General features: G+C 63.3%; 26 protein-coding genes and 2 tRNA genes. 17 read left to right on the top strand and 11 right to left on the bottom strand.

Annotation, left to right across the window (positions count from 1 at the left end):
* Positions 1-13: 13 nt before the first annotated feature.
* Genes V6X63_RS01620 through V6X63_RS01610 form a run of 3 tightly spaced genes read right to left on the bottom strand, consistent with a single transcriptional unit; the run spans position 14 to position 3,115 of the window.
* Entirely contained in the window at positions 14-1,006 is a 993-nt protein-coding gene (locus tag V6X63_RS01620) for a radical SAM protein (protein WP_367966854.1), read from the bottom strand.
* On the bottom strand, positions 990-1,712 hold the full coding sequence (locus V6X63_RS01615; RefSeq protein WP_367966853.1) for a TVP38/TMEM64 family protein: 723 nt from the start codon (positions 1,710-1,712) through the stop codon (positions 990-992). Before V6X63_RS01615 ends, V6X63_RS01620 begins: the two co-directional genes overlap by 17 nt.
* Positions 1,688-3,115, bottom strand: coding sequence for a dihydrolipoyl dehydrogenase family protein (locus tag V6X63_RS01610; protein WP_367977970.1), 1,428 nt, complete (start codon positions 3,113-3,115; stop codon positions 1,688-1,690). Before V6X63_RS01610 ends, V6X63_RS01615 begins: the two co-directional genes overlap by 25 nt.
* Positions 3,116-3,246: 131 nt before the next feature.
* Here V6X63_RS01610 and mtnP point away from each other — a divergent pair, with 131 nt between their 5' ends.
* From mtnP to V6X63_RS01595, 3 genes are read left to right on the top strand one after another with little or no spacing between them, the layout of a single operon-like run.
* Positions 3,247-4,092, top strand: a complete 846-nt coding sequence (gene mtnP, locus V6X63_RS01605; protein WP_367977969.1) for an S-methyl-5'-thioadenosine phosphorylase — start codon at positions 3,247-3,249, stop codon at positions 4,090-4,092.
* Positions 4,068-4,784: a TIGR04283 family arsenosugar biosynthesis glycosyltransferase gene (locus V6X63_RS01600; RefSeq protein WP_367977968.1), complete on the top strand. Its 717-nt coding sequence runs from the start codon at positions 4,068-4,070 to the stop codon at positions 4,782-4,784. Before mtnP ends, V6X63_RS01600 begins: the two co-directional genes overlap by 25 nt.
* A complete protein-coding gene (locus V6X63_RS01595) occupies positions 4,781-5,503 on the top strand; it encodes a TIGR04282 family arsenosugar biosynthesis glycosyltransferase (RefSeq protein WP_367966849.1) in 723 nt (240 codons plus the stop codon). Before V6X63_RS01600 ends, V6X63_RS01595 begins: the two co-directional genes overlap by 4 nt.
* Here the strand turns inward: V6X63_RS01595 and V6X63_RS01590 are convergent.
* Complete coding sequence (locus tag V6X63_RS01590) at positions 5,458-6,630, bottom strand: alpha-hydroxy acid oxidase (protein WP_367977967.1); 1,173 nt, start codon at positions 6,628-6,630, stop codon at positions 5,458-5,460. The genes V6X63_RS01595 and V6X63_RS01590 overlap by 46 nt on opposite strands.
* A gap of 172 nt (positions 6,631-6,802) precedes the next feature.
* Positions 6,803-7,390, bottom strand: a complete 588-nt coding sequence (locus tag V6X63_RS01585) for an NADPH-dependent FMN reductase (RefSeq protein ID WP_367966847.1) — start codon at positions 7,388-7,390, stop codon at positions 6,803-6,805.
* Positions 7,391-7,566: 176 nt separating this feature from the next.
* On the opposite strand from V6X63_RS01585, the gene V6X63_RS01580 reads away from it, so the two are divergent.
* The gene (locus V6X63_RS01580; RefSeq protein WP_367977966.1) at positions 7,567-8,214 is read left to right on the top strand and encodes a DUF2306 domain-containing protein; all 648 of its coding nucleotides are present in this window, start codon (positions 7,567-7,569) and stop codon (positions 8,212-8,214) included.
* A gap of 30 nt (positions 8,215-8,244) precedes the next feature.
* Here the strand turns inward: V6X63_RS01580 and V6X63_RS01575 are convergent, their stop codons facing one another.
* Positions 8,245-8,688: a type II toxin-antitoxin system VapC family toxin gene (locus V6X63_RS01575; RefSeq protein ID WP_367966845.1), complete on the bottom strand. Its 444-nt coding sequence runs from the start codon at positions 8,686-8,688 to the stop codon at positions 8,245-8,247.
* Positions 8,688-8,924, bottom strand: a complete 237-nt coding sequence (locus tag V6X63_RS01570; protein ID WP_367978110.1) for a type II toxin-antitoxin system Phd/YefM family antitoxin — start codon at positions 8,922-8,924, stop codon at positions 8,688-8,690. The genes V6X63_RS01575 and V6X63_RS01570 overlap by 1 nt, the downstream gene beginning before the upstream one ends.
* A gap of 277 nt (positions 8,925-9,201) precedes the next feature.
* Here V6X63_RS01570 and V6X63_RS01565 point away from each other — a divergent pair, with 277 nt between their 5' ends.
* From V6X63_RS01565 to V6X63_RS01515, 11 genes are all read left to right on the top strand, one after another.
* The gene (locus V6X63_RS01565) at positions 9,202-10,923 is read left to right on the top strand and encodes a potassium/proton antiporter (protein ID WP_367966843.1); all 1,722 of its coding nucleotides are present in this window, start codon (positions 9,202-9,204) and stop codon (positions 10,921-10,923) included.
* Between the two features lie 159 nt (positions 10,924-11,082).
* Positions 11,083-11,159 (top strand) — tRNA-Val (locus V6X63_RS01560).
* A 63-nt stretch (positions 11,160-11,222) separates the two neighbouring features.
* Positions 11,223-13,148 carry a threonine--tRNA ligase gene (gene thrS, locus V6X63_RS01555; RefSeq protein WP_367977965.1) on the top strand — a complete coding sequence of 642 codons (1,926 nt, stop codon included), beginning with the start codon at positions 11,223-11,225 and terminating at the stop codon, positions 13,146-13,148.
* A 3-nt stretch (positions 13,149-13,151) separates the two neighbouring features.
* Entirely contained in the window at positions 13,152-13,712 is a 561-nt protein-coding gene (infC, locus tag V6X63_RS01550; RefSeq protein WP_456154538.1) for a translation initiation factor IF-3, read from the top strand.
* Between the two features lie 76 nt (positions 13,713-13,788).
* On the top strand, positions 13,789-13,986 hold the full coding sequence (gene rpmI / locus V6X63_RS01545) for a 50S ribosomal protein L35 (protein WP_367966841.1): 198 nt from the start codon (positions 13,789-13,791) through the stop codon (positions 13,984-13,986).
* A gap of 29 nt (positions 13,987-14,015) precedes the next feature.
* The gene (gene rplT, locus V6X63_RS01540) at positions 14,016-14,372 is read left to right on the top strand and encodes a 50S ribosomal protein L20 (protein WP_367966840.1); all 357 of its coding nucleotides are present in this window, start codon (positions 14,016-14,018) and stop codon (positions 14,370-14,372) included.
* Between the two features lie 75 nt (positions 14,373-14,447).
* Entirely contained in the window at positions 14,448-15,467 is a 1,020-nt protein-coding gene (gene pheS, locus V6X63_RS01535) for a phenylalanine--tRNA ligase subunit alpha (RefSeq protein WP_367966839.1), read from the top strand.
* Between the two features lie 9 nt (positions 15,468-15,476).
* Positions 15,477-17,855, top strand: a complete 2,379-nt coding sequence (pheT, locus tag V6X63_RS01530) for a phenylalanine--tRNA ligase subunit beta (protein WP_367977964.1) — start codon at positions 15,477-15,479, stop codon at positions 17,853-17,855.
* Between the two features lie 7 nt (positions 17,856-17,862).
* On the top strand, positions 17,863-18,162 hold the full coding sequence (gene ihfA / locus V6X63_RS01525) for an integration host factor subunit alpha (protein WP_367966837.1): 300 nt from the start codon (positions 17,863-17,865) through the stop codon (positions 18,160-18,162).
* A complete protein-coding gene (locus tag V6X63_RS01520; protein WP_367966836.1) occupies positions 18,143-18,499 on the top strand; it encodes a MerR family transcriptional regulator in 357 nt (118 codons plus the stop codon). The genes ihfA and V6X63_RS01520 overlap by 20 nt, the downstream gene beginning before the upstream one ends.
* Positions 18,500-18,551: 52 nt before the next feature.
* Positions 18,552-18,628: transfer RNA gene (locus V6X63_RS01515), tRNA-Pro, on the top strand.
* 135 nt (positions 18,629-18,763) lie between these two features.
* Here V6X63_RS01515 and V6X63_RS01510 read toward each other — a convergent pair.
* From V6X63_RS01510 to V6X63_RS01495, 4 genes are all read right to left on the bottom strand, one after another.
* Positions 18,764-19,354 carry a hypothetical protein gene (locus V6X63_RS01510; protein WP_367966835.1) on the bottom strand — a complete coding sequence of 197 codons (591 nt, stop codon included), beginning with the start codon at positions 19,352-19,354 and terminating at the stop codon, positions 18,764-18,766.
* 62 nt (positions 19,355-19,416) lie between these two features.
* Complete coding sequence (locus V6X63_RS01505; RefSeq protein ID WP_367966834.1) at positions 19,417-22,338, bottom strand: MSCRAMM family protein; 2,922 nt, start codon at positions 22,336-22,338, stop codon at positions 19,417-19,419.
* A 21-nt stretch (positions 22,339-22,359) separates the two neighbouring features.
* Positions 22,360-23,235 carry a fimbrial biogenesis chaperone gene (locus V6X63_RS01500; protein ID WP_367977963.1) on the bottom strand — a complete coding sequence of 292 codons (876 nt, stop codon included), beginning with the start codon at positions 23,233-23,235 and terminating at the stop codon, positions 22,360-22,362.
* Between the two features lie 9 nt (positions 23,236-23,244).
* Positions 23,245-23,853, bottom strand: coding sequence for a DUF4402 domain-containing protein (locus V6X63_RS01495; RefSeq protein WP_367966832.1), 609 nt, complete (start codon positions 23,851-23,853; stop codon positions 23,245-23,247).
* A gap of 228 nt (positions 23,854-24,081) precedes the next feature.
* On the opposite strand from V6X63_RS01495, the gene V6X63_RS01490 reads away from it, so the two are divergent.
* Both V6X63_RS01490 and V6X63_RS01485 read left to right on the top strand, forming a co-directional pair.
* Positions 24,082-24,915 (top strand): histone deacetylase family protein, encoded by an 834-nt coding sequence (locus V6X63_RS01490; protein WP_456242976.1) that lies wholly within the window; start codon positions 24,082-24,084, stop codon positions 24,913-24,915.
* 49 nt (positions 24,916-24,964) lie between these two features.
* A complete protein-coding gene (locus V6X63_RS01485; RefSeq protein WP_367977961.1) occupies positions 24,965-25,522 on the top strand; it encodes an acyloxyacyl hydrolase in 558 nt (185 codons plus the stop codon).
* Position 25,523 lies beyond the last annotated feature (1 nt).

Below are 25,523 nucleotides of genomic sequence, written 5' to 3'. Positions count from 1 at the left end.
GGCTCTGCCTTCATCAGCCGCTACAGCTGGCGCCGCCCAGGACGCAGAACTGCGCGCAGTGTGGGTGGTTGAGCGCGACGGTCTGCTGCGCATCGGACAGGCGATGTCCCAGTTCGAAACGCTCGTCGTAGGGCAGCAGGGTACAGGCGATGACACTGGGCTGTTCAGCCCCCTTGCGCTTGACGATCATCCGCGAGCTTGCGCACATCATCGCATCCGGGTGGGTGCCGAGCTTGTCCCAGCAGCCCGTCGTGATCTCCGGCACATCGAGCCGGGCGTCCATCTCCGGGAACAGCACGAGCTTGTTCGGCGCCTGGGCATCGAGCTGGATGCCACGCGCCGCGAAGAGCGCGGCATAGCCTGCCCGCATGGTGGCCTCGTCATCACCGGCAAACAGACGGCCGGCAATATCGATGTTGAAGCCGTTGGTCGTCAGCCACTGCAAACCCTCGATGACCGGCTCGAAGGTCTCGGCACCGCGCTCGTGTTCGTGCCAGGCCGGGTCGAAGTGATCGATGGAGACCCGCAGGGTGAGACGCTCGCCGTAGTCTTCGTTCAACGCCAGCAGACCCCGTTTGATCCGTGGGCGCAGCATGGGCCGTGTCGCATTGGTCAGGATGAGGACGTCAAATCCCCTGGCGAGCGTGGTCTCGAGAATGGCGAGCATGTCCGGGTTGAGAAAGGGTTCGCCGCCGGTGAAGGCAATGGTCTGCGTGCCGAGCCCTTCCTGCGCGATTTCATCCAGATAAGCCGTGACCTCGGCATGACGGATGTATTCGAGGCGGTCGTTGCGGGGTGACGACTCGATATAACAATTGCGGCAGGTGAGATTACAGAGCGTGCCCGTGTTGATCCAGAGCGTCTCGAGCTTTTTCAGCGTGACATGGGCCCGGGTTTCTCCACTGGCTGTTTGCTCGGGATTCCGGAACTTGGTGGGATCCAGGAAATAGTTTTGGGTTTCGGCGGGCTGGCTCATCGGTTGGATCGCCTCATTGGTCGTTTTCATTCGGTCGGTCCTGCTGGTGGCCGGGCTCGTCAGCCGCCAGTGCAGGGGCGCGAAAGGCGCGCACCAGACGTGGCAGGAAGGCCATGGCAGCGATCAGGGCGACCGCAATGAGTCCACTTTGAATGACATTGCCACCACCAGCAATTGCCTGCCGGCCGGCATGTCCCACCCACACATAGGCGAATGCGCCGGGTGTCATTGCAAGGAGTGTCGTGGCCACATAAATGCGCAGACGGATGCGCGTCAGTCCCAGCGCGTAATTGAGCAAGTTAAAAGGGACTAGCGGCACCAGGCGCATCAGCGCCACGAAGCGCCAGCCCTCTCGATCAATCCCCGCCTGCAGTCTCTCCAGCCGGCGTCCGGTCCGACGGGCGACCCAGTCGCCCATTCCATGCCGGGCGGACAGGAACGCAAGGGTCGCGCCAAGCGTGGCGCCGATGAGGCTGTAGACGGTACCCCAGACCGGGCCGAACAGCGCGCCGCCGGCGATCGTGAAGACGAGCCCCGGCAGAAAGGCAACCGCCCCGATGGCGTAGGCGGCCACGAAGGCGAGGCCTGCCCATGGGCCGAGGCTTGCCAGCCAGCTCATGATGGCCTCACGGTTGATTTGATCGCGGGTCAGCACGCCGAAACCGATCGCGATCAACACGCCGGCGAGAATCGTCCATCGCAGGCCGCGACCTACGGCAGCAGTCGATTGATCCATTTGACCAGCCTGCGTGTCCGCGCCGAGAACAGTTGTGGGGCATAGTAACCCCCGGCGGCGCGTTTGCCGATCTGGGCGAGGGTGGGGTAGGCGTGAATCATGCCGGCGAGCCGTCGAAGCGGGACACGCTCGGTGATGGCCAGCGCGAGTTCGTGGATGATCTCGCCAGCGTGGGGTGCCAGCAGACTGGCGCCGATAATGCGTCCATGGTGGATGAGGAGTCGCAGTTCACCGGTCGTTTCGCCCTCCGCGATCGCCCGATCGACATCCGCCAGGGGAAACGTCGCGAGCTCGTAATCCAGGCCCGCTGCATCCGCCGCAGTGGTGGTCATGCCAACCTGGGCCAGTTCCGGATCGGTGTAGGTGACCCAGGGCACAACGGCATAGTTCGCCTTTCGTGGCAGGCGGAATATCGCGTTGCTGATGACAATGCCGGCCTGGTACTCCGCCATGTGGGTGAACGGGTAAGGGCCTGCGCAGTCGCCCACCGCGTAGATATGTCGCTGGCTGGTCCGTAACCGATTATCGACCTCGAGCGTGCCATCGCGATCCAGCGTCAGGCCGGCGGCCTGTGGGTTGATGGAAGCGGTGTTGGCTACGCGCCCCGTCGCGATCAGTACACGGTCGAAAGTCCGCGCCTCGCACGCCGTATCGTAGTCGAGTTCGAGCACCGCCGCATCGCCGGCGGTCTCTGCACTCGCAACCCGGGTATTAACCCGAACCTCGACACCCTCGCCTAAGAGGTGTTCCTGAAGCTGCGCGGTCAGGACGGGATCATCCTTGGGCAAAAGGCGTGGACCTGCCTCGATCAGCGTGACTCGGCTGCCGAGGCGTGCGAAGGCCTGGGCAAGCTCGGTACCAATGGGGCCACCGCCCACCACGGCGAGTCGGGCGGGCAGTTGACGCTCCGAGAAAATGGTCTCGTTGGTGAGGTAGGGGACGCTTTCCATGCCGGGTATGGGCGGTACCGCCGGCCGCGATCCGGTGGCGATCACGAAGCGGCGACCCCGGATTCTCTCCCCCTTGATCGTCACCGTGTGCGCGTCCTGGAATGCCGCCTCCCCAAACCGGACATCGACGCCGTAGCCACGGAAGCGGTCCGGGTCGTCATGATGCTGGATTCGCGCAATGACCGCTTTTACGCGATCCATCACGGCGCCGAGATCGGATGCGCCGGGCGAGGTATCAATCCCGAAGTCACCGGCGCGCCTGACGGTATGGGCAACCCCCGCACTCCGGATGAGCGTCTTGCTCGGGACGCAGCCATAGTGCAGGCAATCGCCGCCGAGGGCCGGCTCGCGCTCGATCAGGACCACATCGAGTCCGAGCTGCCCGGCAACGCTTGCCGTGACCAGACCGCCGACACCACCGCCGATGATGACGAGATCATGTTCTTCGGGCATGGTGCACCTCTCTCATGAACCCGATATATCGTCGCTGGCGGGGCGGTGGAGCGCATCCGCAATAACCCGTATTCCCGCGCGCCATACGCTGCCAGTATAGAGTGGCACCCAAAGCGAGGAGTAACGAGTACATGCTGGCGATCATTGGTGGCACGGGGGTTTATCAGATCGATGGCCTCGAGGTCCTTGAGGAGGTTGCCGTGGACACCCCCTTCGGTCCGCCTTCCGGGCCCGTCGTCAGGGCGGCTTTCAAGGATCGGACGGTCCTTTTTCTGCCACGCCACGGCCGGCGTCACGGGCTGTTGCCCCATGAGATCAATTACCGCGCCAATATCTTCGCCCTGAAGAAACTCGGGGCCCGGCAGATCATCGGTTTTTCAGCCACCGGCAGCCTGCGAGAGGATATCTCACCGGGCGAGTTCGTCATCCCGGATCAATACTTCGACCTCGTCAAAGGCCCGCGGGAGAAGACCTTCTTCGGCGATGGCGTCGCGGCCCATGTCTCAACGGCGGATCCCACCTGTCCGGACCTTACGGCCTGGATCAGCCATTGGGCAGAGCAGTGCGGCTTCGCGCTTCAGACGGGCAAGACCTATGCCTGCGTCGACGGGCCACGCCTTGGGACGCGGGCGGAGAGCCACTTCCTGCGTATGGCGGGCTGTGACCTGGTGGGCATGACGAATATCCCCGAGGTGTTCCTGGCCCGTGAGGCGCAGCTGGCCTACGCCACCATCGGCATCGTCACCGACTATGACTGCTGGATGGATGACCCCTCGCAGCATGTCAGCGTGGCTGACGTCATCGCCCGATATGGCGGGTCTGTCGAGAATGCCAAGGCGCTCCTGCTGGCCCTGCTGGCAACGCCGCTCCCGCCGGTCGACCCGGCCTATCGCGAGACGCTGTCCACCGCATTGCTGACTCCGATCGACCAGATCCCCGAGGCGAAACGTGAATGGCTGGACGTGCTCAGACAGTAGCGATGCGGCGTTTCTCCATCATCATTCCCGTGGCACCGGGCGAGGACCAGTGGCAAACGCTGCTGGACGATATCGCCGGTCTGCCGGGGCCTCTTGAGGTCATCCTGGTGAGCTCGGCGGGGGATGGCCTCGACGAATCCATCGGGCTCATCCATGGCAAGCGTATCCGGTCCCTGCAGGCCACGCCGGGGCGGGGGCCGCAGATGAACGCAGGCGCTTGGTCCTCCAGCGGCGATTACCTCTGGTTCCTGCATGCGGATTCCCGCCTGACGCCGGGCAGCATGGAGGCGCTCCAGCAGGCGATCGACCGGGAGCCGGGCGAGCTGTTCTATTTCGATCTGGCCTTCCGCGACGGATCGCCATGGTTGATGTCGCTGAGCAGCCTGGGGGCCAACCTGCGCTCACGGTGGCTGAAGGTGCCCTTTGGTGATCAGGGATTCTGCATCGCGCGTGAGCGGTTCCATTCGATTGGTGGTTTCCCCGAGGATCTGCCGCACGGCGAGGACCATGTCTTTGTCTGGCGGGCCCGGCAGGAGGGTATCGATGTGCGGCCCGTGGGGGAGGTCATTCATACCAGTGCGCGGAAATATGTGCGGCATGGGTGGCTGCGGACCACGCTGAACCACCAGTCCATCTGGCTCAGGCAGGCCTGGCCGGAATGGAAGCGCCTGCGAAGGCGGCGGGCGGGATGAAAGTCGCGGTCGCGGTTTTCGGGAAAACCGCCGGTCTATCGCCGGTCAAGACGCGTCTTGCCCAGGATATCGGTCTATCGAATGCGCAGGCGTTCTACCGCCTCAGCGTGGCGGCGGTGGCCGAGACGGTTGGCACCCTTGCGGAGCGCGACCCGCTGGCGTTACGTCCGCACTGGGCCGTCGCCGAGCCGCAGGCGGTGGGGTTCGCCCAATGGGGGGCGTTCCCGGCGATCTGGACGGGGGAGGGGGCTTTGGGCGAGCGTTTGCACCAGGTGTACTCGGCGCTTGCGAAGTCCCATGACGCGGTGATCCTGATGGGCACGGACAGCCCGCAGCTGACGCCGGCGGCCATCGCGGAGGCGATTGAACGGCTCGAGGGGCGACCGGATGCCTGTGTGATCGGCCCGGCGCTGGATGGCGGTTTCTACCTGTTCGCCGCCGGTATTCCGCTCGCCCCCGAGCACTGGACTGGCGTTGCCTACAGCGAGGCGACGACCCTCAATGAACTGGTCAGCCGAATCAGTGGTGGTGGAGTCCCGGTGGCGTTCCTGCCGGCGAGGACCGATGCCGACACGGTTGATGACCTTGCGTCATTGCGGACGGAGCTGGCCGCTATCGTCGCGCCTTCGCCGTCCCAATCGCGGTTGCGCGACTGGCTGAAGACTTTCCTCGATCAGCCGAAGTCGGCCCAGCGTCCACTGAAGTCACGCGGGACATGAAGGATATCGCGGCCCACCTCATTGATGTCGCGATGACCACAGAGCGCCATGGTGGTATCGAGCTCCTTGTGGAGCACTTCCAGCGACTTTGTGACGCCGTCCTTGCCCATGGCGCCGAGTCCGTAGACCCAGGCGCGGCCGATCATGACACCATTGGCACCCAGCGCGAGGGCCTTGAGGATATCCTGGCCCGAGCGTATGCCACTGTCGAAATAGACCTCCATGCGATCACCCACGGCCTCGATGATATCCGGGAGCGCGCGAATGCTGCTGATGGCACCATCCAGCTGACGCCCCCCGTGGTTGGAGACGACGATGGCGTCGGCACCCAGTTCGGCGGCACGCTCCGCGTCGTCGCGGTTCATGATGCCTTTGAGGACGACCTTACCGCCCCACATGTCCATGAGCTCCTTGACGCGATCCCAGTCAAGAGAGTGGTCGAAGGCCTCGGCGGTCCATGACGAGAGCGAGCGGGAGTCGGTGACGCCGCTCGCATGGCCCACCACATTGCCGAAGGTCCGCCGGGTGGCGCCGAGCATTTCCACCCCCCAGGAGAGTTTGGTGGCGAGGTTGGCGATGGACTTGATGGTGAGCTTGGGTGGTGCGCTCAGGCCGTTCTTCAGATCCTTGTGGCGCTGGCCCTGGACCTGGAGATCCAGTGTGATGACGATCGCCGAGCAGTTCGCCGCCCGGGCGCGTTCCATGAGACGGCGCATGAAATCGTCATCGGAGAGTGTGTAGACCTGGAACCAGAAGGGCTTGGTGGTCTTCGCCGCGACATCCTCGATGGAGCAGATCGACAGTGTGGAGAGCGTGAAGGGCACCCCGAACTCTTCGGCCGCCTGTGCCGCCAGAATCTCACCATCGGCATGCTGCATCCCCGTCAGCCCCACCGGCGCCAGGGCAACCGGCATGCTCACTTCTTCGCCGAGCATACGGGCCGCCGTCGTGCGCCGGGTCATGTCGATGGCGACGCGCTGGCGGAAGTAGATCGAGCGGAAGTCGCTCGTATTCTCCTGAAATGTCTGTTCTGTCCAACTGCCGGTCTCGCAGTAGTCGTAGAACATCTTCGGCACCCGGCGCTTGTAGATGCGCTTGAGATCATCGATGCAGGTGATGACAGGCAACGTTAACGCCTCCCTCGGTTGGTGAGCATGAAGACCAGCGCGACGCCCAGGAAGCCGACCCAGCCGGCATACCAGGCGTTCAGGCCACCGCTGATGATGGCTATGCCCAGCAGCCCGGCGACAATAGGGCCAGGAGGCCATGCTGAGGGCTGTGCTGTAGATCCCGGGCCGCTCAGGTCTGCTGCAGCGCCACCGCCATGGTGGTGAGTTCCCTGACCACCGCCTCCAGCGCATCGCTTCGGTCCCTGTCGATGAGGCGGCCATCGTCGTCGAATACATTCGGCGCACCTGCGATGGCGAGCTGTTGCGGCACGACATGCATGCCGAGGTTGCCGAGCAGCATGCGAAGCGGCACGAGCCCCCGCAGACCACCCAATCCGCCTGGAGAGCCGGCGGCAATCGCTGCCACCTTGCCTTTATAGGCAACCAGCGGTGGTTCATCGGCCGAGGCTCTTCGCGATACCCAGTCGATGGTGTTCTTCAGCAGCGGTGGCAGTGAGCTGTTGTACTCGGGAGAGGCGATGAACAAGCCGTCGCTGGCGCGGAACAGGGCTTTGAGTTCGGCCGCTGCCTCGGGCAGGCCATCCCGGCTTTCCAGATCGCCGTCGTAAAGCGGCATGGGGTAATCGCGCAGATCGATGAAAGTGGCATCGGCACCGGCCGCTTCCGCCATCCTGGCGGCGACACGGGCAATCTTCTTGTTCACCGAATCCTCACGGGCGCTGCCCGCAAGAAAGATCAGGGATGGCGCATTGGTCATGATCTTAAGACTCCAACTGTAGAAAATGGCGGCGTATGCGAAGCGATCCTATCAGCTGGTGCCGACGCCACTGCATTCAGACCCAGCCCGCGTCCTTCAGGACATAGCGGATACTCACTGCATGAATCGGTGAGTCGCGCCGTGAACGTCAGGAGTCAGGTCCAGTGCCGATAATCATGTTCAATATCATACTGTTTGCTCACATTACGGCGGGTGCGATCGCACTCGCCTCCGCCGGGGTCGCTGTTTTGAGTCGAAAGGGTGCCAGCGCCCACAGGCGGTCTGGAAGAATCTACGCGCTGGCCATGCTGGCGGTCGGCGTCAGCGCCATTGTCCTCGGGCTGCTGCGTTTTAATGCCTTCCTGCTGGCGATCAGCCTGTTCACGCTCTATCTCGTTTTCACGGGTTGGCGTGCTGCGATGGTGCGCAGCGGTGCCGCCGGCAAGCTCGACCGAGCGGCTGGGTTGGGGATGGCGCTCATTGGCACGGGCATGATTGGCTGGGGCCTCTTCATTCTGAGCACCGGTGAATTCCACCCATCCATCGCCTTGATCGTATTCGGAATGATCGGCGTTACGCTGTCGTCAGTCGACTGGCGGCATTGGAAGCGTGGACCGATTGCCGGTACGCCGAGGATAGCCCGCCATCTAAGCCGCATGCTTGCCGGGACGATTGCCACCCTGACTGCCACCGCGGTGGTCAACCTGGGCCATTTGCCATCCATCGTGGTCTGGCTTGGCCCCACGGTATTGCTGACGCCTGTTATCGCATGGTGGACCGCAAAACTGGATCGGTCGGGTAGTCAGTGTGGCGTATCCGGCTAGATTCTGCCTCGGGCTGGCGAATCGGGGGGCTCAGCGAGCGTTGGCGATGGACTCGAGCGTTTCACATGCCACCTCGAGAGCAAGCGCGGCCTCCGCCAGTTTCTGGTCCGCGGTCAGCGGGCAAGCTTGCTGTTGGGCTGCCGCTGCCATGTGGAGGGCATCCAGCGTACGTAGGCTCGTCTCACGCAACGATAGCCAATGCAGTGCCTGTTCAAAAACGTCGCCCGGCAGCGGTACGTGTCGATAGCGGTCAGCCGCGATATCGGCTTGCAGCGCGGAATCGATCCGTCGGGCCTGTGATTCGGTGATCTCGCCGGTGCGGTGCCAACGGGCGATGGCCGAAGCCGCCTCCACGCGCACGAGCGGGCTGAGTCCGATTTGCCCGGCATTCTCCATGAAAATCGCCTCGACAGCGGCACTATTCCCCTCAGCCCGGTAAAACGGTAGAACAGCGCTCGTATCAGCATAGAACATTATCGGCGGTCGTCTTCTTCTCTCAGCGCGCGGATGGTCTCAGCGGCCGTCTTTTGCATTGGCGGTAGACGATCACGCAGTGCGGCCCGCGAAATGAAGGGCACCGCGGTCTCTCGCTCGATCCCTGTCACGCGCGCGACCGGCTTGCCATGACGCAGAATCGTCACCTCTTCGCCGTCCTGCTCTACGCGGGTCAGCATGCTAGCGAAATTCTCACGGGCATCACGCACAGTCATCTTTTTCATAAGCCACTACACTTGGGTTGTGTACATAAACATCGTACGTTTGAAGCCATTCTTGTCCAGTCAGTCAAGGGCGAATACCCATCTCATCCGCACGAGCAGGACACTGGCATTCGGACTGCCCGCTTGACGTCTGGCGGCGTCCCGCGGTTTCTCTGCGAGGGCGAATGGGCTACGTTTATCAGGGCGCGTTATTTGGCGAGTGCATCCGTGGCGGCCGAGCAGTCGGCTGGCGCGCCGGGCGACCCTACGTCTGCTTCGAGGGCTATGCATGATTGATTGGCTGGCACCGCTTGTCCTGATCGGTGCGGCGCTGGTGCTGGTGTCCATCCTGACCAGTGTGCTGGCCTTTCGCTTCGGAGCACCGTTGCTGCTGGTCTTTCTGCTGATCGGGCTGATCGCCGGCGAGGACGGCCTCGGGCTTGCCTATGATGACCAGCAGGGCGCGTATCTCATCGGCAGCGTCGCCCTTGCAGTGATTCTTTTCGATGCCGGTTTTGGCACCCGTCTCGCCGCCTTTCGCCGGGTAGCCGCTCCAGCCGTCATCCTGGCCACGTTTGGCGTCGTCCTGACGACGGGACTGGTCGGGGTGGCGGCCCATTACATCTTTGACCTCACCTGGCCGCAGGCGCTGCTGCTCGGCACATTGATCAGCTCAACCGATGCGGCGGCCGTGTTCTTTCTGCTGCGCGCCGGCGGGATTACCCTGCGCAGCCGCGTTCGGGGCACGCTGGGCGTCGAGTCGGGTTCCAATGACCCCATCGCGATCTTTCTGGCGGCGACGTTCGTCGAACTGGTCGCGCAGCAAAGCGGACTGGGCGGATTTACCACATCGCTGATCATCGGGTTTGGGCTGCAGATGGGGCTCGGTATCGCTCTAGGGCTGGGGGGCGGCTACCTGCTCAACCGGCTCATGAACGCGATCGAGTTGGATGCCGGCGTGTATCCGGTATTCGTTCTGGTGGGTGCGCTGCTTGTCTTCGCCACCACCGCGCAGTTGGGGGGGAGCGGATTCATCGCCGCTTATGTCGCCGGGATGGTGGCTGGCAATCGGGTGGTGCCCCAGCGGACCGAGCTGCGGCGATTCCAGGACGGCATGACCTGGCTTGCCCAGATCCTGATGTTCCTTGTCCTGGGGCTCCTTGCGACGCCCTCGGAATTCTCCGACATTGCCGTGCAGGCTGTCGGCCTCGGCCTTTTCCTGATGTTCGTGGCTCGGCCCATCACGGTGGGACTGTGTCTGCTACCGTTCCGGTTTTCGCTGCGCGAGGTGACCTTCATCTCCTGGGTGGGCCTGCGTGGGGCCGTCTCGATTCTGCTTGCGATTCTGCCCTTTTTGGGCGGGCTGGAGAACTCGCAGCTTTTCTTCAATGCGGCGTTCATCATGGTGCTGACCTCACTGCTCGTGCAGGGCTGGACGATCAAGCCGGTTGCGCGCTGGCTTGGCATGATTGTCCCGCAGCGCCTGGGGCCGGTTGAGAAGGTCGAACTGGAACTGCCGGGAAGCGCTCACCATGAACTGGTCGTCTACCATGTCACACCCGGTAGCCCGGTCGTTGCCGGTGCGCGTCTACCGCGATGGGGCCGACCCGCGCTTGTGCTGCGTGAGGGGCGCTCAATGCATTTCCGCAAGGCGGGGCGACTGCAGCCGGATGATTATGTCTATATCTTCATGTCGCCACGGTATGCCTCGGCGCTTGATCATCTGTTCGCGGCATCGGAAGAGGGGAGCAGGACCAGCCGCGCGGCCTTCGGCGACTTCGCCATTGCGCCCACGGCCCCGGTGGCCACATTGGCGGATGCCTACGGTGCGGTGATCGATCCGGCCGGCGCCGAACTCAGTGTCGGTGATTACATGCAGCGTAAACTGCAGCGGCCAGAGGTCGGCGACCGCGTGGCCCTGGGGCCCATCGAGCTGATCGTGCGCGCCCGCGAATCCGACGAGCGGATCAGTGAAGTCGGCCTTCAGCTTCTATCCGGCGCCGAGCGTTGATGGACCAGGGCGTGTCACTCAAACCAACGGGCCGCCATGATACTTGGTCGCATGGTTCGACGGGTCGTCTCACGGGACCGCCGGGCGCGATAGAACGGCAGGCTGCAACTTCCCTTTGGCAATGCCCCCCAATCCCGCTATACTCTCGCCCCTGACGACAGGCGCGTAGCTCAGTTGGTTAGAGCACCACCTTGACATGGTGGGGGTCGGTGGTTCGAATCCACTCGCGCCTACCACGCCTATTTCCGCGAATAAATGCATGTGGCCCCTGGTATCGGTCACCACTGTGGAGCCTCCCGATGCCCCAGATAACCCTTCCGGACGGCAGTCAGCGTGAATACGCTGAGGCGGTCTCCGTTCTCGACATCGCGCGTGATATCGGCCCTGGCCTCGCCAAGGCAACGGTGGCCGGACGCGTCAATGGCGAGCTGGTTGATGCCTGCGATCTGATCGAGGCCGATGCCGATCTGCAGATCATCACGCCCAAGGATCCCGAGGGCGTCGACATCATCCGCCACTCCTGCTGTCACCTGCTTGGCCAGGCCGTCAAACAGCTCTATCCGGAGGCCCAGATGGCGATCGGGCCGGTCATCGAGGAAGGTTTCTACTACGACATCCGTTATGACGCCGGTTTCCACCCGGAAGATCTGGAGCGGATCGAGCAGCGCATGGCCGAGCTGATTGATCAGGAGTACGACGTCATCAAGCAGGTGACGCCGCGCTACGAGGTCCTCCAGCTATTCCGCGAGCGCGGCGAGAACTACAAGGTCGAGTTGGTCGAGAACCTCGCCGATGTCGAAGCCATGGCGCTCTATCATCACCAGGAATACGTCGACATGTGCCTCGGTCCGCATGTCCCCAACACGCGGTTTCTGAAGGCCTTCAAGCTCACCAAGCTGGCCGGTGCCTACTGGCGTGGTGATGCCAGCAACGAGATGCTGCAGCGCATCTACGGCACGGCGTTCGCCGACCGCAAGGCGCTCAAGGCGCACATGAAGTTCCTGGAAGAGGCCCAGAAGCGCGATCACCGCCGCATTGCCCGCAGCCAGGATCTTTTCCACCTTCAGGACGAATCACCTGGCATGGTGTTCTGGCACCCGAATGGCTGGCGTGTCTACACCATCCTCCAGGACTACCTGCGGGGTCGGCTCGAGGCGCATGGCTACCAGGAGATCCGCACCCCGGAGCTGGTTGACCGCAGCCTGTGGGAGCGTTCGGGCCACTGGGAGAAGTTCCGGGAGGACATGTTCACGACGCACTCCGAACATCGCGACTACGCGGTCAAGCCCATGAACTGCCCCTGCCACGTGCAGGTTTACAACCAGGGGCTGAAAAGTTACCGCGACCTGCCGCTACGGCTCTCGGAGTTCGGCAACTGCCACCGCAACGAACCGTCGGGCACGCTGCACGGGCTGATGCGTGTGCGCAATTTCGTCCAGGACGATGCCCATATCTTCTGCACCGAGGATCAGCTGCAGGAGGAGGTGGCTGCCTTCCTCGACCTTGCCTTCAGCGTCTATCGTGACTTCGGTTTCGATGATGTTCAGGTGGCCCTGTCGACCCGTCCGGACAAACGGGTGGGCGAGGACGCGCTCTGGGATCGCGCCGAGGCGTCGCTCGAGCAGGCACTTGAGACCAAGGGGATGGACTGGACGCTGAATCCGGGTGAGGGCGCGTTCTACGGGCCGAAGATCGAACTGTCCATGCGCGATTGCCTCAATCGGGTCTGGCAGTGCGGCACCATGCAGGTCGACTTCTCGATGCCCGGACGACTGGATGCCGAATATGTCACCGAGGCGGGTGACCGCGCGGTGCCGGTGATGCTGCATCGGGCGATTTTCGGATCCTTCGAGCGCTTCATCGGTGTGCTCACCGAACACTATGGCGGTGACTGGCCGGTCTGGCTTGCGCCGGTGCAGGTGCAGGTGGTCAATATCACTGATCGCCAGTCCGATTACGCCGAGAGCGTGCGGAAGCATCTGACCGGGCGGGGATTTCGAGCCGAGTGCGACTTGAGGAACGAGAAGATCGGCTTTAAGATTCGCGAACATACGATTCGACGGGTGCCGTACATGGTGGTCGTCGGAGATCAGGAGCGCGAATCGGGCCAGGTTGCCGTTCGCACCCGGGCAGGCGAGGACCTTGGCGCGATGTCGCTTGAGGCATTCGTTGAACGCCTGGATGGCGAGATGGCGCGTCTGGGCCGAACGCTTGTGGAGGACTGAAGCATCGCTATACGCAGAAAGCCGGGGGCACGTCGCCAGCAGCCCGGCGCCGGCGAGAACCGCCGGATCAACGAAGACATCCAGGTACCCCGCGTCCGCCTGATCGACGAAAACGGCGAACAGGTCGGCATCGTCGAAACGACCGAAGCGGTACAGCGGGCACAGACCGTGAATCTGGATCTAGTGGAGCTCGATCCCAACGCCGATCCGCCCGTCTGCCGGGTGATGGATTTCGGCAAATGGAAGTTCGAGCAGTCGAAAAAGCAGCAGGCGGCGAAGAAAAAGCAGAAGCAGATTCAGGTCAAGGAAGTGAAATTCCGGCCGGGCACCGATGTCGGTGATTACGACGTGAAGCTGCGGAACCTCAAGAAGTTCCTGGAGGACGGTGACAAGGTCAAGGTCACCCTGCGATTCCGGGGCCGCGAGATGGCCCATCAGGAACTCGGGGCGGAGCTGCTTGAACGGGTCGAGAAAGACCTCGAGGATCATGCCACCGTGGATCAGCGCCCCCGTATGGAGGGCCGGTTGATGGTAATGACGATGTCTCCCCGCAGGGGGAAATAGCGGAGGCTCCGGCCTCCATCGGGTGATCTCCCGGCGCCGCCGGGAGTTCTTGTTTGTGGCAACGGAGAAACGGTTCATGCCTAAGATCAAGACGAACCGTGGCGCCGCCAAGCGTTTCCGCAAGACCGCGAGCGGTCGATACAAGCGGGCGCATGCTTTCCACAATCACATCCTCACCAAGAAGGATGCGAAGCGGAAGGCGAAGCTGCGTGCCACCACGCTGGTATCGGAGCAGGACACGCCGGCCATCCGGCGGCTGCTGCCGTACGTTTGAAATCATACTGAACAGAGAGGATTCGGAAGATGGCCAGAGTAAAGCGTGGCGTCATTGCACGCCGCCGCCACAAGAAGGTCCTCGGCAAGGCGAAAGGCTATTACGGTGCGCGTCGGAAGACGTTCAAGGTAGCCAACCAGGCGGTCATCAAGGCCGGCCAGTACGCCTACCGGGATCGCCGGGTACGCAAGCGCGAATTCCGCGCGCTGTGGATCCAGCGCATCAACGCGGCCGCCCGCACGAACGGGCTGTCCTACAGCCGGCTCATGAACGGCCTCAAGCAGGCCGAGATCGAGATCGATCGCAAGGTGCTCGCCGATATGGCCGTGCATGATGAGGCCGGATTTGCTGCGCTCGCCGAGCGCGCCAGGGCGGCGCTGGCCTGATTGTCCCGGCAGGGACGGCCAGCCGGGGGAAGGCCGCTGTCTTCCCCCTTTTTTTGTCTCCAGACGGGATGAACCATGAGTGACGAGCTCCAGGCATTGACCGAGCAGGCCGAGGCCGCCGTCGATGAGGCCGGCAGCGTGGTCGCGCTCGAGGAGGTCCGGGTCGCCTACCTGGGCAAGAAAGGCCGGCTGACCGAGCAGCTCAAGCAGCTGGGTAAGCTTCCAGCCGACGAGCGACCGGCCGCCGGTCAGGCGATCAATGCCGCCAAGCAGCGCGTGACCGAGCGGATTGAGGCACGCCGCGCTGCGCTGGAACAAGCCGAGCTCGATGCCGCGCTGGAGGCTGATCGGGTGGATGTCACACTCCCGGGCCGCGCCGAGCCACCGGGCGGACTGCATCCAATCACCCGGACATTACAGCGGATCGAGTCGATGTTCCGCGGCGTCGGGTTCGCGATTGCCGAAGGCCCCGAGGTGGAGGATGACTACCACAACTTCGAGGCGCTCAATATTCCGGCGGATCATCCCGCCCGGGCGATGCATGACACTTTTTACTTCGACGCACGTCATCTGCTGCGCACGCACACCTCCCCCGTACAGATCCGGGTGATGGAGGCTGAAGGCGCCCCAGTCCGCGTGATCGCGCCCGGTCGTGTCTATCGTTGCGACTCCGATCTCACCCACACGCCGATGTTCCATCAGGTCGAGGGGCTGGTGGTGGACGAAGACGTGACCTTCGGCGATCTCAAGGCCGTACTGGAGGACTTCGTCCGGCAGTTCTTCGAGGCCGATCTGGCACTGCGCTTTCGGCCCTCCTATTTCCCTTTCACCGAGCCCTCTGCCGAGGTGGATGTGGAGTGCATGTTCTGTCATGGCGATGGTTGCCGGGTCTGCAGTGGCAGTGGCTGGCTGGAGATACTCGGTTGCGGGATGGTGCACCCGGCCGTCTTCGAAGCCGCTGGCATCGATGCCGAGCGCTACACGGGCTATGCCTTTGGCATGGGCGTCGAGCGGCTCGCGATGCTGCGCTACGGGGTAAACGATCTGCGAATCTTTTTCGAGAATGATCTGCGCTTTCTGCGTCAGTTCCGCTAGGAGCGCTGCATGAGAATCAGCGAACATTGGTTGCGTGAATGGGTGGCGGTCCCGGAGGCCACTTCAGAATTGGCTGAACGGCTCACGATGGCGGGCCTCGAGGTGGATGCCGTCGAAACGGCGGCACCGGCGTTCAGCGATGTTGTCGTCGGTGAGATCACCGAATGCGAACAGCATCCCGACGCCGAGCGCCTGAGGGTCTGCCAGGTTAACGATGGGACCGATGAACCGAAAACGGTTGTCTGTGGAGCACCGAACGCTGTTGCTGGGCTGAAGGCGCCCTTTGCCCGGGTCGGGGCCCGGCTGCCCGAAGGCATGAAGATCAAGGCGGCCAAGCTGCGGGGTATCAAGTCCTTCGGCATGCTCTGCGCGGCGCGGGAACTGGGGCTTTCGGAGGAAAGCGCCGGGCTCATGGCGCTTCCCGCCGACGCCCCGGTCGGCGCGGATCTTCGCGACTGGCTGGATCTGGACGATCCGGTGATCGAGGTCGAGCTCACGCCCAACCGAAGCGACTGCCTGAGCATGGCCGGCGTTGCCCGCGAGGTCGGCGTACTCACTCGCAATCCGGTGGATGTGCCCGCCATCGAGGGGGTTCCCGCCACCACCGAGGCGGCCCTCGAGGTGACGCTGGAAAGCCCGGCGGACTGCCCGCGATACTGCGGCCGGGTGGTTCATGGTGTCGACACCCAGGCGCCGACCCCTACCTGGCTCGCTGAGCGCCTGCGCCGGGCGGGCATTCGGCCGTTGGGGATCGTCGTCGACATCACCAATTACCTCATGCTTGAGCTGGGACAGCCCATGCATGCCTTTGATCTGGCGACGCTCGTTGGCGGTATACGGGTCCGGCAGGCACGACCCGGCGAGCGTCTTGAGTTGCTCAATGGCGACACCGTCTCGCTGGGCGCGGACACGCTGGTGATCTCCGATGACCAAAAGCCGGTGGCGCTGGCTGGCGTGATGGGCGGCGAGGCGACGGCGGTCAGTGACGGCACGAACGATATCTTCCTCGAGGCCGCTTTCTTCGCGCCGGCGGCCATCGCCGGTCGGGCCCGGGAATATGGGCTGCATACGGACTCTTCTCATCGCTTCGAGCGGGGCGTTGATCCCGAGCGTTGTCGCGAGGCGATGGAGCGTGCGACGGCGCTGCTGCTGGCCCATGCAGGGGGAGAACCCGGTCCGGTGACGGAGGCCGTGGTCGCGGTGCATCTGCCGCAGGAGCGGCGGGTGACAGTCCGCCCGACGCGCGTCAATGCGCTGCTCGGCACGGCCATCCATGAGGAGGCGATGCGCGAGACGCTCACCCGCCTTGGCATGGTGCCGGAGGAGAAGGGCGAGCACTGGGAAATCGTTGCACCGAGCTGGCGTTTCGATATTGCCCGCGAGGTGGATCTCATCGAGGAAATCGCCCGTATCCATGGCTATGACCGGCTTCCGTCGCGACGCACGGCGCTGCCGGCGAGTATTCCGCCGGAATCCGAGTCGCGGGTGACGCTGGCTCGGATCCGTTCGCTGCTGGTGGATCGCGGTTACCAGGAGGCCATCACCTACAGCTTCGTCTCCGAGGGGTTGCAGTCGGCGCTGGATCCGGAGCACACGCCACTCGCGCTGGCCAACCCGCTGTCGAGCGACATGGGCGTGATGCGCAGTTCGCTCTGGCCCGGTCTGATTGGCGCGGTCATTCACAATCAAAATCGGCAGATGGCCCGTGTCCGGCTGTTCGAGGCCGGGCTGCGTTTCCGTGGCACGCTTGAAGATCTGGAGCAGACGCCGGTTGTTGCCGGTGTGGTGACCGGCCCCGCGCATGTCCAGCACTGGGCCGATGCCAGTCGGCCGGTCGACTTTTTCGATATCAAGGGCGATGTCGAGGCGCTTGTCGCGCTCGCCGCACCCGAGCAGCGGTGTCACTTCAGGCCGGAGAGCCATCCGGCATTACACCCGGGACAGGCGGCGCGGGTCTATCTCGATGACCGGCCAATCGGCTGGGTCGGGGCGCTGCACCCGCAACAGGCGCGTGATCTGGATCTCGACAAAGGGGTCTACCTCTTCGAGCTGGAGCAGTCCGCCTTCCAGGATCGATCCCTGCCGGCATTCCAGCCGATCTCGCGCTATCCGGCCATCCGGCGGGACCTCGCCGTGGTCGTGGCAGAGTCTGTGACGGCGGAATCGGTGCGTGAGTGCATCAGTAAGGCCGCCGGAGAGACGCTGCAGTCGCTGCAGCTTTTTGACGTCTATCGCGGCAAGGGTGTTCAAGAAGGCTGTAAAAGTCTCGCCATGGGATTGATTGTGCAGGATTATTCCCGCACTCTTACCGATGAGGAAGTTGATCGCATCCAGCAGGACGTTATTCGCGCACTGGGCGAGTCGCTCGGTGCGGAATTGAGGGAGTAGGGCACGAATGGCGTTGACCAAGGCCGATATGGCCGAGCGGCTTTTCGAAGAGGTCGGGCTGAACAAGCGTGAGGCCAAGGAACTTGTCGAGAGCTTCTTCGAGGAGATCCGTCGTGCGCTCGAGGCCGGGACCGCGGTCAAGCTCTCCGGATTCGGTAACTTCGATCTGCGGGATAAGAACGAACGGCCGGGACGTAACCCCAAGACCGGCGAAGAAATCCCCATTTCTGCGCGGCGGGTGGTCACCTTTCGGCCTGGGCAGAAACTGAAATCGAGGGTGGAGGCCTATGCTGGACGCGAGCAGTAACGACGAGCTGCCGCCGATCCCGGCGAAACGCTACTTCACCATCGGTGAGGTCAGTGAGCTGTGCGCGGTCAAACCCCATGTGCTGCGCTACTGGGAGCAGGAGTTCCCGCAGCTCAATCCCGTCAAGCGGCGCGGCAACCGGCGCTATTACCAGCGTCAGGACGTCATCCTCATTCGTCAGATCCGGGGCCTGCTCTACCAGCAGGGGTTCACCATCGGTGGCGCCCGACAGCAGCTCTCGGGCGAAACCGCCCGGGATGACGCGAACCAGCGCCAGCAGGTGATCCGTCAGATGCGCAGCGAGCTGGAGGAAGTACTCGCTGAGCTGAAGCGCTAGGGTGTTGGCGTTGGCCTGAGGCCGGCGTTTATTGTATCCTCTGTGCTCCGGTCGGGGTGTAGCGCAGCCTGGTAGCGCACCTGCATGGGGTGCAGGTGGTCGGCGGTTCAAATCCGTCCACCCCGACCAATCTTCCTACTCTTGATGAAATACGTGGTCCTTGAAGCGTCATTCCAGTGACCGGGCATCGACCTCGCCGCGTGAAAACCGTCCAAGAAAAGTGGCGCAGCTACTCGGCGCCACTAACCCCCCTGCCGGGACGTCCTATCGGTATGTCTGCGTCGCCTCAACAAAGATCACACCCTCATACGTCCCGGTTGCTGAATGGCGCAGCTCGAGATCGCCCGCTATCTTCAGGTTCCCCGGCTGATTGCCGCTAGGCAGGTCAACATCCTCCAATATGACCGCCAGGTTCCCGTTGCCTGTCGCTTCCTTCTTCAGCACCTGGCCACCCGATCCGCCTCTGCGGTCTTCCACAAACCGAACGCGGAGCGTGCTGAATCTGAGCGTAGTGGCGCTGCCGCTCTTCTCAAGCGGACTCGTCATGATGCGGAGATCGTACTGACCCTCGAACGGTTGTCCCTGGCCTGGGAAGGTTTCGCGCACCGTCACGCGGGCGGGGCTGCTCGCGTTGTCCAACGGGCGCAGCCCCCGGGTGCTTACGCTTCCGTCCGTCTGTAGCGAGATCTCGCCGGTGGTGCCGGGTTGGATGCGACTGAGATAGCGGCCGAAGACCAGTGGTTCGATGACATCGATGACGGCATCGCCGGTTGGCGGGCCGGCGTCTGCTGAACCACCGCCCGGTGGACTGCCGCCAGTCTGGGGATCCGCATGAAGCGGACCGGCGAGCGTCATCAGCGATAGCAGGGCGAGCACAGCGTAAACAGGGTGTCTCGATGCTGAGGGGTGTCTGATCATCAGTCTTTCTGCTCTGCCAGGAGATGTCGGTCCTCGATCAGTGGAGCGTCGGGTGTTAATTCAAAGACCTGGTCAGGGACTGTCTCGATACCGTCGGGTAGTGTCGATTCAACGACGCTCAACCGGTATCGCCCGAAGGGCAGTCGGTCGAGCTGGAAATGGCCATCCATGCCGGTGCTTATGCGGTAAGGCCTCTTTTCGTCGTCAATGGGCTGCAGCCGCAGCGCGACATTCGCGAGACCATCCGCGCAGTCCGGGGCGATAAGGGTGCCTTGTACAGCGCCATACTCATCGAGTGTCGATCGCGGCGTGACGGTGACGCCCTGCTCCGAGACGTAGGGAGCGTCCGGTGAAAGTGCAAGTGGGCTTCCGGGTACCTCGCTCATTCTCAAACCACCCCGGTTATCGACACGCAGCCAGAGCCGCTCAAGGGGTAACCCCTCGAAGGCGAAAAAGCCGTTGAGGCGAGTCCGGCGGCGGGCAACAACCTCGCCACCACAGTTGACGAGCCGGACACCCACGCCCTGGGCGCCCTCATTCTCATCGGCGTATCGCACATTGCCGTAGACACCGCCAGTTGGTTTGACGGCGAGACTGACCCGAGGTGTCGAGCCGGGTCGCACCCAGACGCGTTCTCCTTCTTCGTCGGGCCGATGCAGCGGATTCTGAAGCGACGCAGGATCGACTCGCACCGGATAGTAGCGGTGGGGCGACAGGCCGTTGACGGCCAGCTCGCCTCTGGCGTCGGTCGCCCCTTTGTTCGATAACGGCGGTTGCAGTCGAACCCCGGCAAGTGCCTGCTCATCAGTGTCACGCCGGCCGTTACCGTTGGCATCAAGATACGCGCGTGCCCTCAGACGCCCCTCGGCGACGGGATTCGTTTCGAATAATGTCGGGGAACGCCCACGCCGGGTGGCAAAGGCGAACTGCAGCGATGCGGAGATGCCAAAGTCCCCGCTGTCGGTGATGTTGGCACCGAGTGAGTAGTCGGCCTCGGTGATGTTGCCGTTGTAGGCAATCGTCCATCGGCTCTCATCCGTCTCACGGTCGTAGGCGAGCTGACCGCTGATCTGCTGCTGGTTCGCTAACGCTACCCGGGTGGAGAAGGCAAGCGATGCGACACCCACACCCCGGCGATAGCGGAGCTGGCCGGAGAGCCGCATACGACGATCAGCCCCCGGGTTTAGCCAGTCGCTGAAGAGCAGTGCTCCGTCGATCGTATCCCCAGCACGCCAGTTGATGCGGTGACGCCAGCGTAGACCCGCCAACCTCGCTGACTGACGCAAGCGTAGGATGCGCTGCGAACTGCCGTCGCGTGATTCCCGTTGCTGGGCGTTGAAGCTCAAGCGGAAAACCTGTTGGGCGAGTCTGACTCGTTGGTTCGTTCGCAGGCTAAGTTCTTGTGTGATGGCTTCGTCGCCGAAGCCGGTCGCAGGGCTCTGGTAACCGTTGCCTACGGCCACGCCCGCGGTCACCGGCCATTGCCTTGTTGGCAGGCGAAAATCCCCGTCGAGGAGCTGACCGCCCGCCAGGTCGCTCAGCATGCCGAGGCGGAGAATTCCGAGACCTATGCCCCGGATCATGTCAACGCCAACATAATCCCTTCGGGTCGTCGCTTCGCGACCCATCCCCCTTATCCAGCGCAGATTGACTGTCGTACGCTCATCGACGCCGGTTGCGATCCGCAGTCCCCCGACCGCTGCGCGGTTGGCCGCTTCGCCATTGCCGTTCGCGATGAGGCTTGTGCCGGGACGTACGCCCTCCAATGCGAAGCGGGTTTCGCCTGGGTTGATCTGATCGCGCCCGAAGACGGGTCGGCGCTGCTCCACCAGGCGACGTCCTTCGGGGGTCCGGATGATGACCCGTAAGGGATTGGGGCCGGGCTCAAGCGTGATATTGCCGAACTGATACCGTCCATCCTCATTCACCTCGGTGAAACCCACCAGGCTATCGCCTCGATAGAGCTCCACCTCGGAGCCTGGTTGAGCATCTCCGGCCAGTGAGTAGCCCTCAAGCGAAGAGCCACTGCGGAGCGGGAAGCTGCTCATGCTAAAGCCCACACCCGTTTGCCCACCCGCGATCCGTTCCGTTGGTGCCGTTCGCAGGTCACCAAATGCAATCTCGCGCGCTCCCAGTGTCATCGGCGCGGGGCTGGCGAACCGGCGCAAGGTGAGGCGCCCACGGCCAAGCCGGGTGGAACCGTTGGCATCACGCCTTGCGGCCGCAGTGGTGAAGGCGGTCATGCCAGCAATTTCCCCGACGGCCGTCAGGCTTGCCTGGCTCTCGGTCCGACCATCGCCGGTGCGGGAACTGCCAATCCGCAGGGTGCCGCCCGGCGGCTGCCACCAATGATAATCAGTGCCGGTGCGGGGCAGGTCAGGGCGCCGCTGGCGTCCCGAGCGCTGGTTGAGCGCAGCGCGCTCAGCCTCACGCTCGAGCCGGCGCTCTCTGGGCAGCTTGCGGCGGCTACGGATGGTTACGCGCAGATCAGCACGGCTGATGCCGATGCGAATCGGCCAGACGGCCTCCAGCACCATGGGTCGGACATGCAGCTCGCGTCGGTTGTCGAGCCGTCGCGTCACAAAAGCGTTTTCGGGGAACCGTTGCCAATCGCTGTCAGTCGGTCCGCGAGCCAATCCACCGGCGATGCGGATTCTCCAACGCCGATCGGGCTCGAAGAGCCAGCCCTCGACGCGCTGCGCTTCGGGATTGACCTCGATGGGGATCTCAAACAACGAGGCGAGCTGTCGCACGGGGAGCCAAATATTCTCGCCATCGCTGTACGCCTCGATGCCATCCCCTGATTGCGCGTCATTGAGTTCAACCACCAGGGGTATCGGCGTCAGCGTGGTGGACATCGACTGCGCCAGGATCGCCTCTGCGGCGGGCAGCATGAGAAGCAGACAGGCGAACCTCTGCATACGCAGCTTCTTCGGCTCGCGTCAGCTACCGGCGCCGGTGCGCTGCGGCAGTTCTTTAGGCTGGATCTCGCGAGCGAACAGCGTCTCCTGGGGATTGCCCCGGCGGCCAAGCCGCTCGAGGGTATAGGTGATCGCGCCATCCTCCATGTCATCGGCATCAAGTCCAGTCAGTACGTGGGTGACCGTTCTTTCCTCGATTTCGGTATACGTTGCGAAGCGGCGCCGGGTGATGACTCGGGATTCTCCGCTCTGGCCATGCCACTCGAGCGTTGCGAGGGCATTGATGCTCCTTGAACCGCTTAGTCTGTATTGGACACCCAGTATGGGTGCGCCCGCGGTGTTGGAATCGATCCACCATGCTGAGGGGGCCAGGTGGCCTTCTGGTGAGCCGGTGCGCAGAATGACCGGAATGCTGGTCCGGACAGTCGTATCGATCCGGATGGCGATGCCAGCATCACTGTCGGGGGGTGGGGCCTGCGACTCCTCCATGGCGGGTTCGGAGATGAGTAAGTGGGATCGATACTCGCCGGCCGGGCTATCCGGTGGCAGCCGCGACATGATGCGGACAACCTGATATCCACCCGGCGGGACGATGGCCTGGCGGGGACCGACGATCAGGTGGTCGCTCGCCTGCGGTGTGGGCGACTCCGCCACGTCTATGAAATCCAGATTCCCGGTGGCGTCCATCTCCATGGCGCGCCACTGGATCAGATAACGCTGTGGCCGATCCGAGTTGTTGATCACCTGTAGCTGAACCGCCCGATGCGAGTCATCAAGCACGACACGCGTCGGATACAGTGTGAGCGCCTCGGTGCTCCGGAAACCCAGGACGAACAACACCAACAGCGTGGCCAGCGCCGGTCTGGTAACAACGATGATCCACTGCCGGCCCAGCATGCTGTGGGCTTACTTGAAAGTCGAGGTTACGGTGATGGTACCGCCGTCATAGGTGCCGGCGGGCGTGTTGGCCGAGACTTCGAGCGTCCCGCCGACCTGAAGGTTCTCAGCGGCAGAGGCCGGAATGGTAGCCGAGTTGATCGTAACGGCCGTTGAGTTATCGTCGCCGACGTTGCCGGCATTGTCATAGGCAACATCCAGTCCGGTGATTGAGGGCGCATCAGCGCCGCCACCAAGATCGCTCGTCAATTCAATACGGATCTCCTGGCCTGTCTTCGTCTGAGCATCCTCGCTTTCCACCGAGAATGTCGCAGCCTGTACCTGACTCGTCCCCGTTACCGTGTCGTTGACACTGGAGAGCCCATCCGGAGCACTCTGGAAACTCCCGTCAGGTTCCAGAGAGATGGTCTCGGTTCCGCTTTCCAGTCCATTCAGAATGGCACCGAACTGCAGATCGTCGACCCCCGTTATTTCTATGCCTCGCACGATCTGCGCGCTGGCACCGACGCTTCCGGAGGCCCCGTCGGATTGGCCGATGGCCACCGGGCTGAGGGGCAGGGCGACGGATGCAAAAAGGATCAGGGTAACTGTCGGGAGTAGTCTGATTATCTGAAACATCAATCCCTCTTTATTGCCGATGACTGGTTGGCAACACATTGACCGGGTTTGTTCCAGAGGCGCGGTATTTCAATCCCCATCCTGGTGTAATACGCTGAAGCGTCGATGGTGCAGACAGGCCACCGGGACTGGTACAGCTTTCCTGCGTATAGTTGCTGTGCGATGACAATTCCTGCCGTCCATCACCCCGCGTATACCTTCCGTCTTCCGGCGTCTCATCCCTTCCCGATGGACAAGTTTCGGGTCCTTCGCGCGCAGTTGGAGGATCTCGACCCGCAACTCCAGTGGTATCTCCCGGAGCCCGCCTCCCGGGGGGCGCTGGAGATGGTCCATGACCCGCATTACATCGACGCCCTGTTCGCGGGCACCCTTGATCGCGTTGCCCAGCGCCGCAGCGGCTTCCCCTGGTCGGAGTCGCTGGTCCGGCGGGTTCGTCTGGAAACCGGCGGCACCTGTCTCACCGCGCGGCTCGCTCTCGAACGAGGTCTGGCGCTGAATGCCGCGGGCGGAACGCATCATGCACATGCCGACTTCTCCAGTGGCTACTGCCTGCTCAATGACATCGCGGTGGCCGTCAGGGTTTTACTCTCGGAAGGGTTGGTGGAGCGCGTGCTGATCGTGGATCTGGACGTCCATCAGGGCGACGGGACGGCGCGACTGCTCGCCAACGAGCCGCGCGCGTTCACCTTTTCCATGCATGCGGAGCGGAATTTTCCTGCCCGCAAGGCCGTCAGCGATCTGGATATGCCGCTCGAGAGCGGCCTTGGGGACGAAGACTATCTTGAGACGCTGGCCGGCGTGCTGCCGCGCCTGCTCGACGAGCAGCAGCCGAGTCTTGTCATCTACGATGCCGGGGTTGATGTGCACTCGGCGGATCGCCTCGGGCACCTGTGTCTCAGCGACTCGGGTCTGTATCGGCGTGATCGATTCGTCATTGAGGCGGCATGCCGCCGGGGAATCCCGATCGCCGGCGTCATCGGCGGCGGTTATGATCGCGATATCGATGCACTCTGTCGACGTCATGGTCAGCTCTTTGTCGCGGCGGTCGGAGTTGTGCAGTAATCCGGCTATACTCCTCACCCGAAATTATCAGCAGGGGAAACGCATGGGCGTGAGGCGCCGCATTGGGGGATGGCTCGGTGTTCTGACACTCGGGGTGGTGGCTTCTCTGGTAATGGCAACGCCCGCCACGGCGCAGACACAGGGGCCGCCGCTCATGCGCGAGACCGGTCTGCGCAGTGGCGGCGGCGATGGATTCGACACCTTCGAGTTCTACTATCGCCAGTCCGCGCCCGGCCTTCAGGCGGCGGTCCTCGACCGGCTCGGGCTCAAGCGGTGGGATGCCCGCTGGGATATGGTCCTCGGCATCTGGTCCGGAGATCACCGTGATACCGCGGTCGCCGCGATCGGCCCGGCGGTCGAGCGTCGGCTGGCGCGTTCGGGACTGCGCTTCAGCCTTGGCCTCCAGCCAACGCTCCTCTCCCGTCATGATGGCAATGGCAAGGATCTGGGCGGCCCGCTCCAGTTTACAAGCCATGTTGGCATCGCCTGGGCACCCGCTGGTGGGCTGGTTCTAGGTCTGCGCATGCAGCACACGTCCAACGCCCGGCTCTACGACAGCAATCCGGGCGTCGATATCGCCGCTGTGGAAATCGGGTACGCCTTCTAGC

Origin of the sequence: Spiribacter onubensis (assembly GCF_040838425.1) — a bacterium.
Lineage (GTDB): Bacteria > Pseudomonadota > Gammaproteobacteria > Nitrococcales > Nitrococcaceae > Spiribacter > Spiribacter onubensis.
This window is presented reverse-complemented; position numbering and strand designations above follow the sequence as displayed.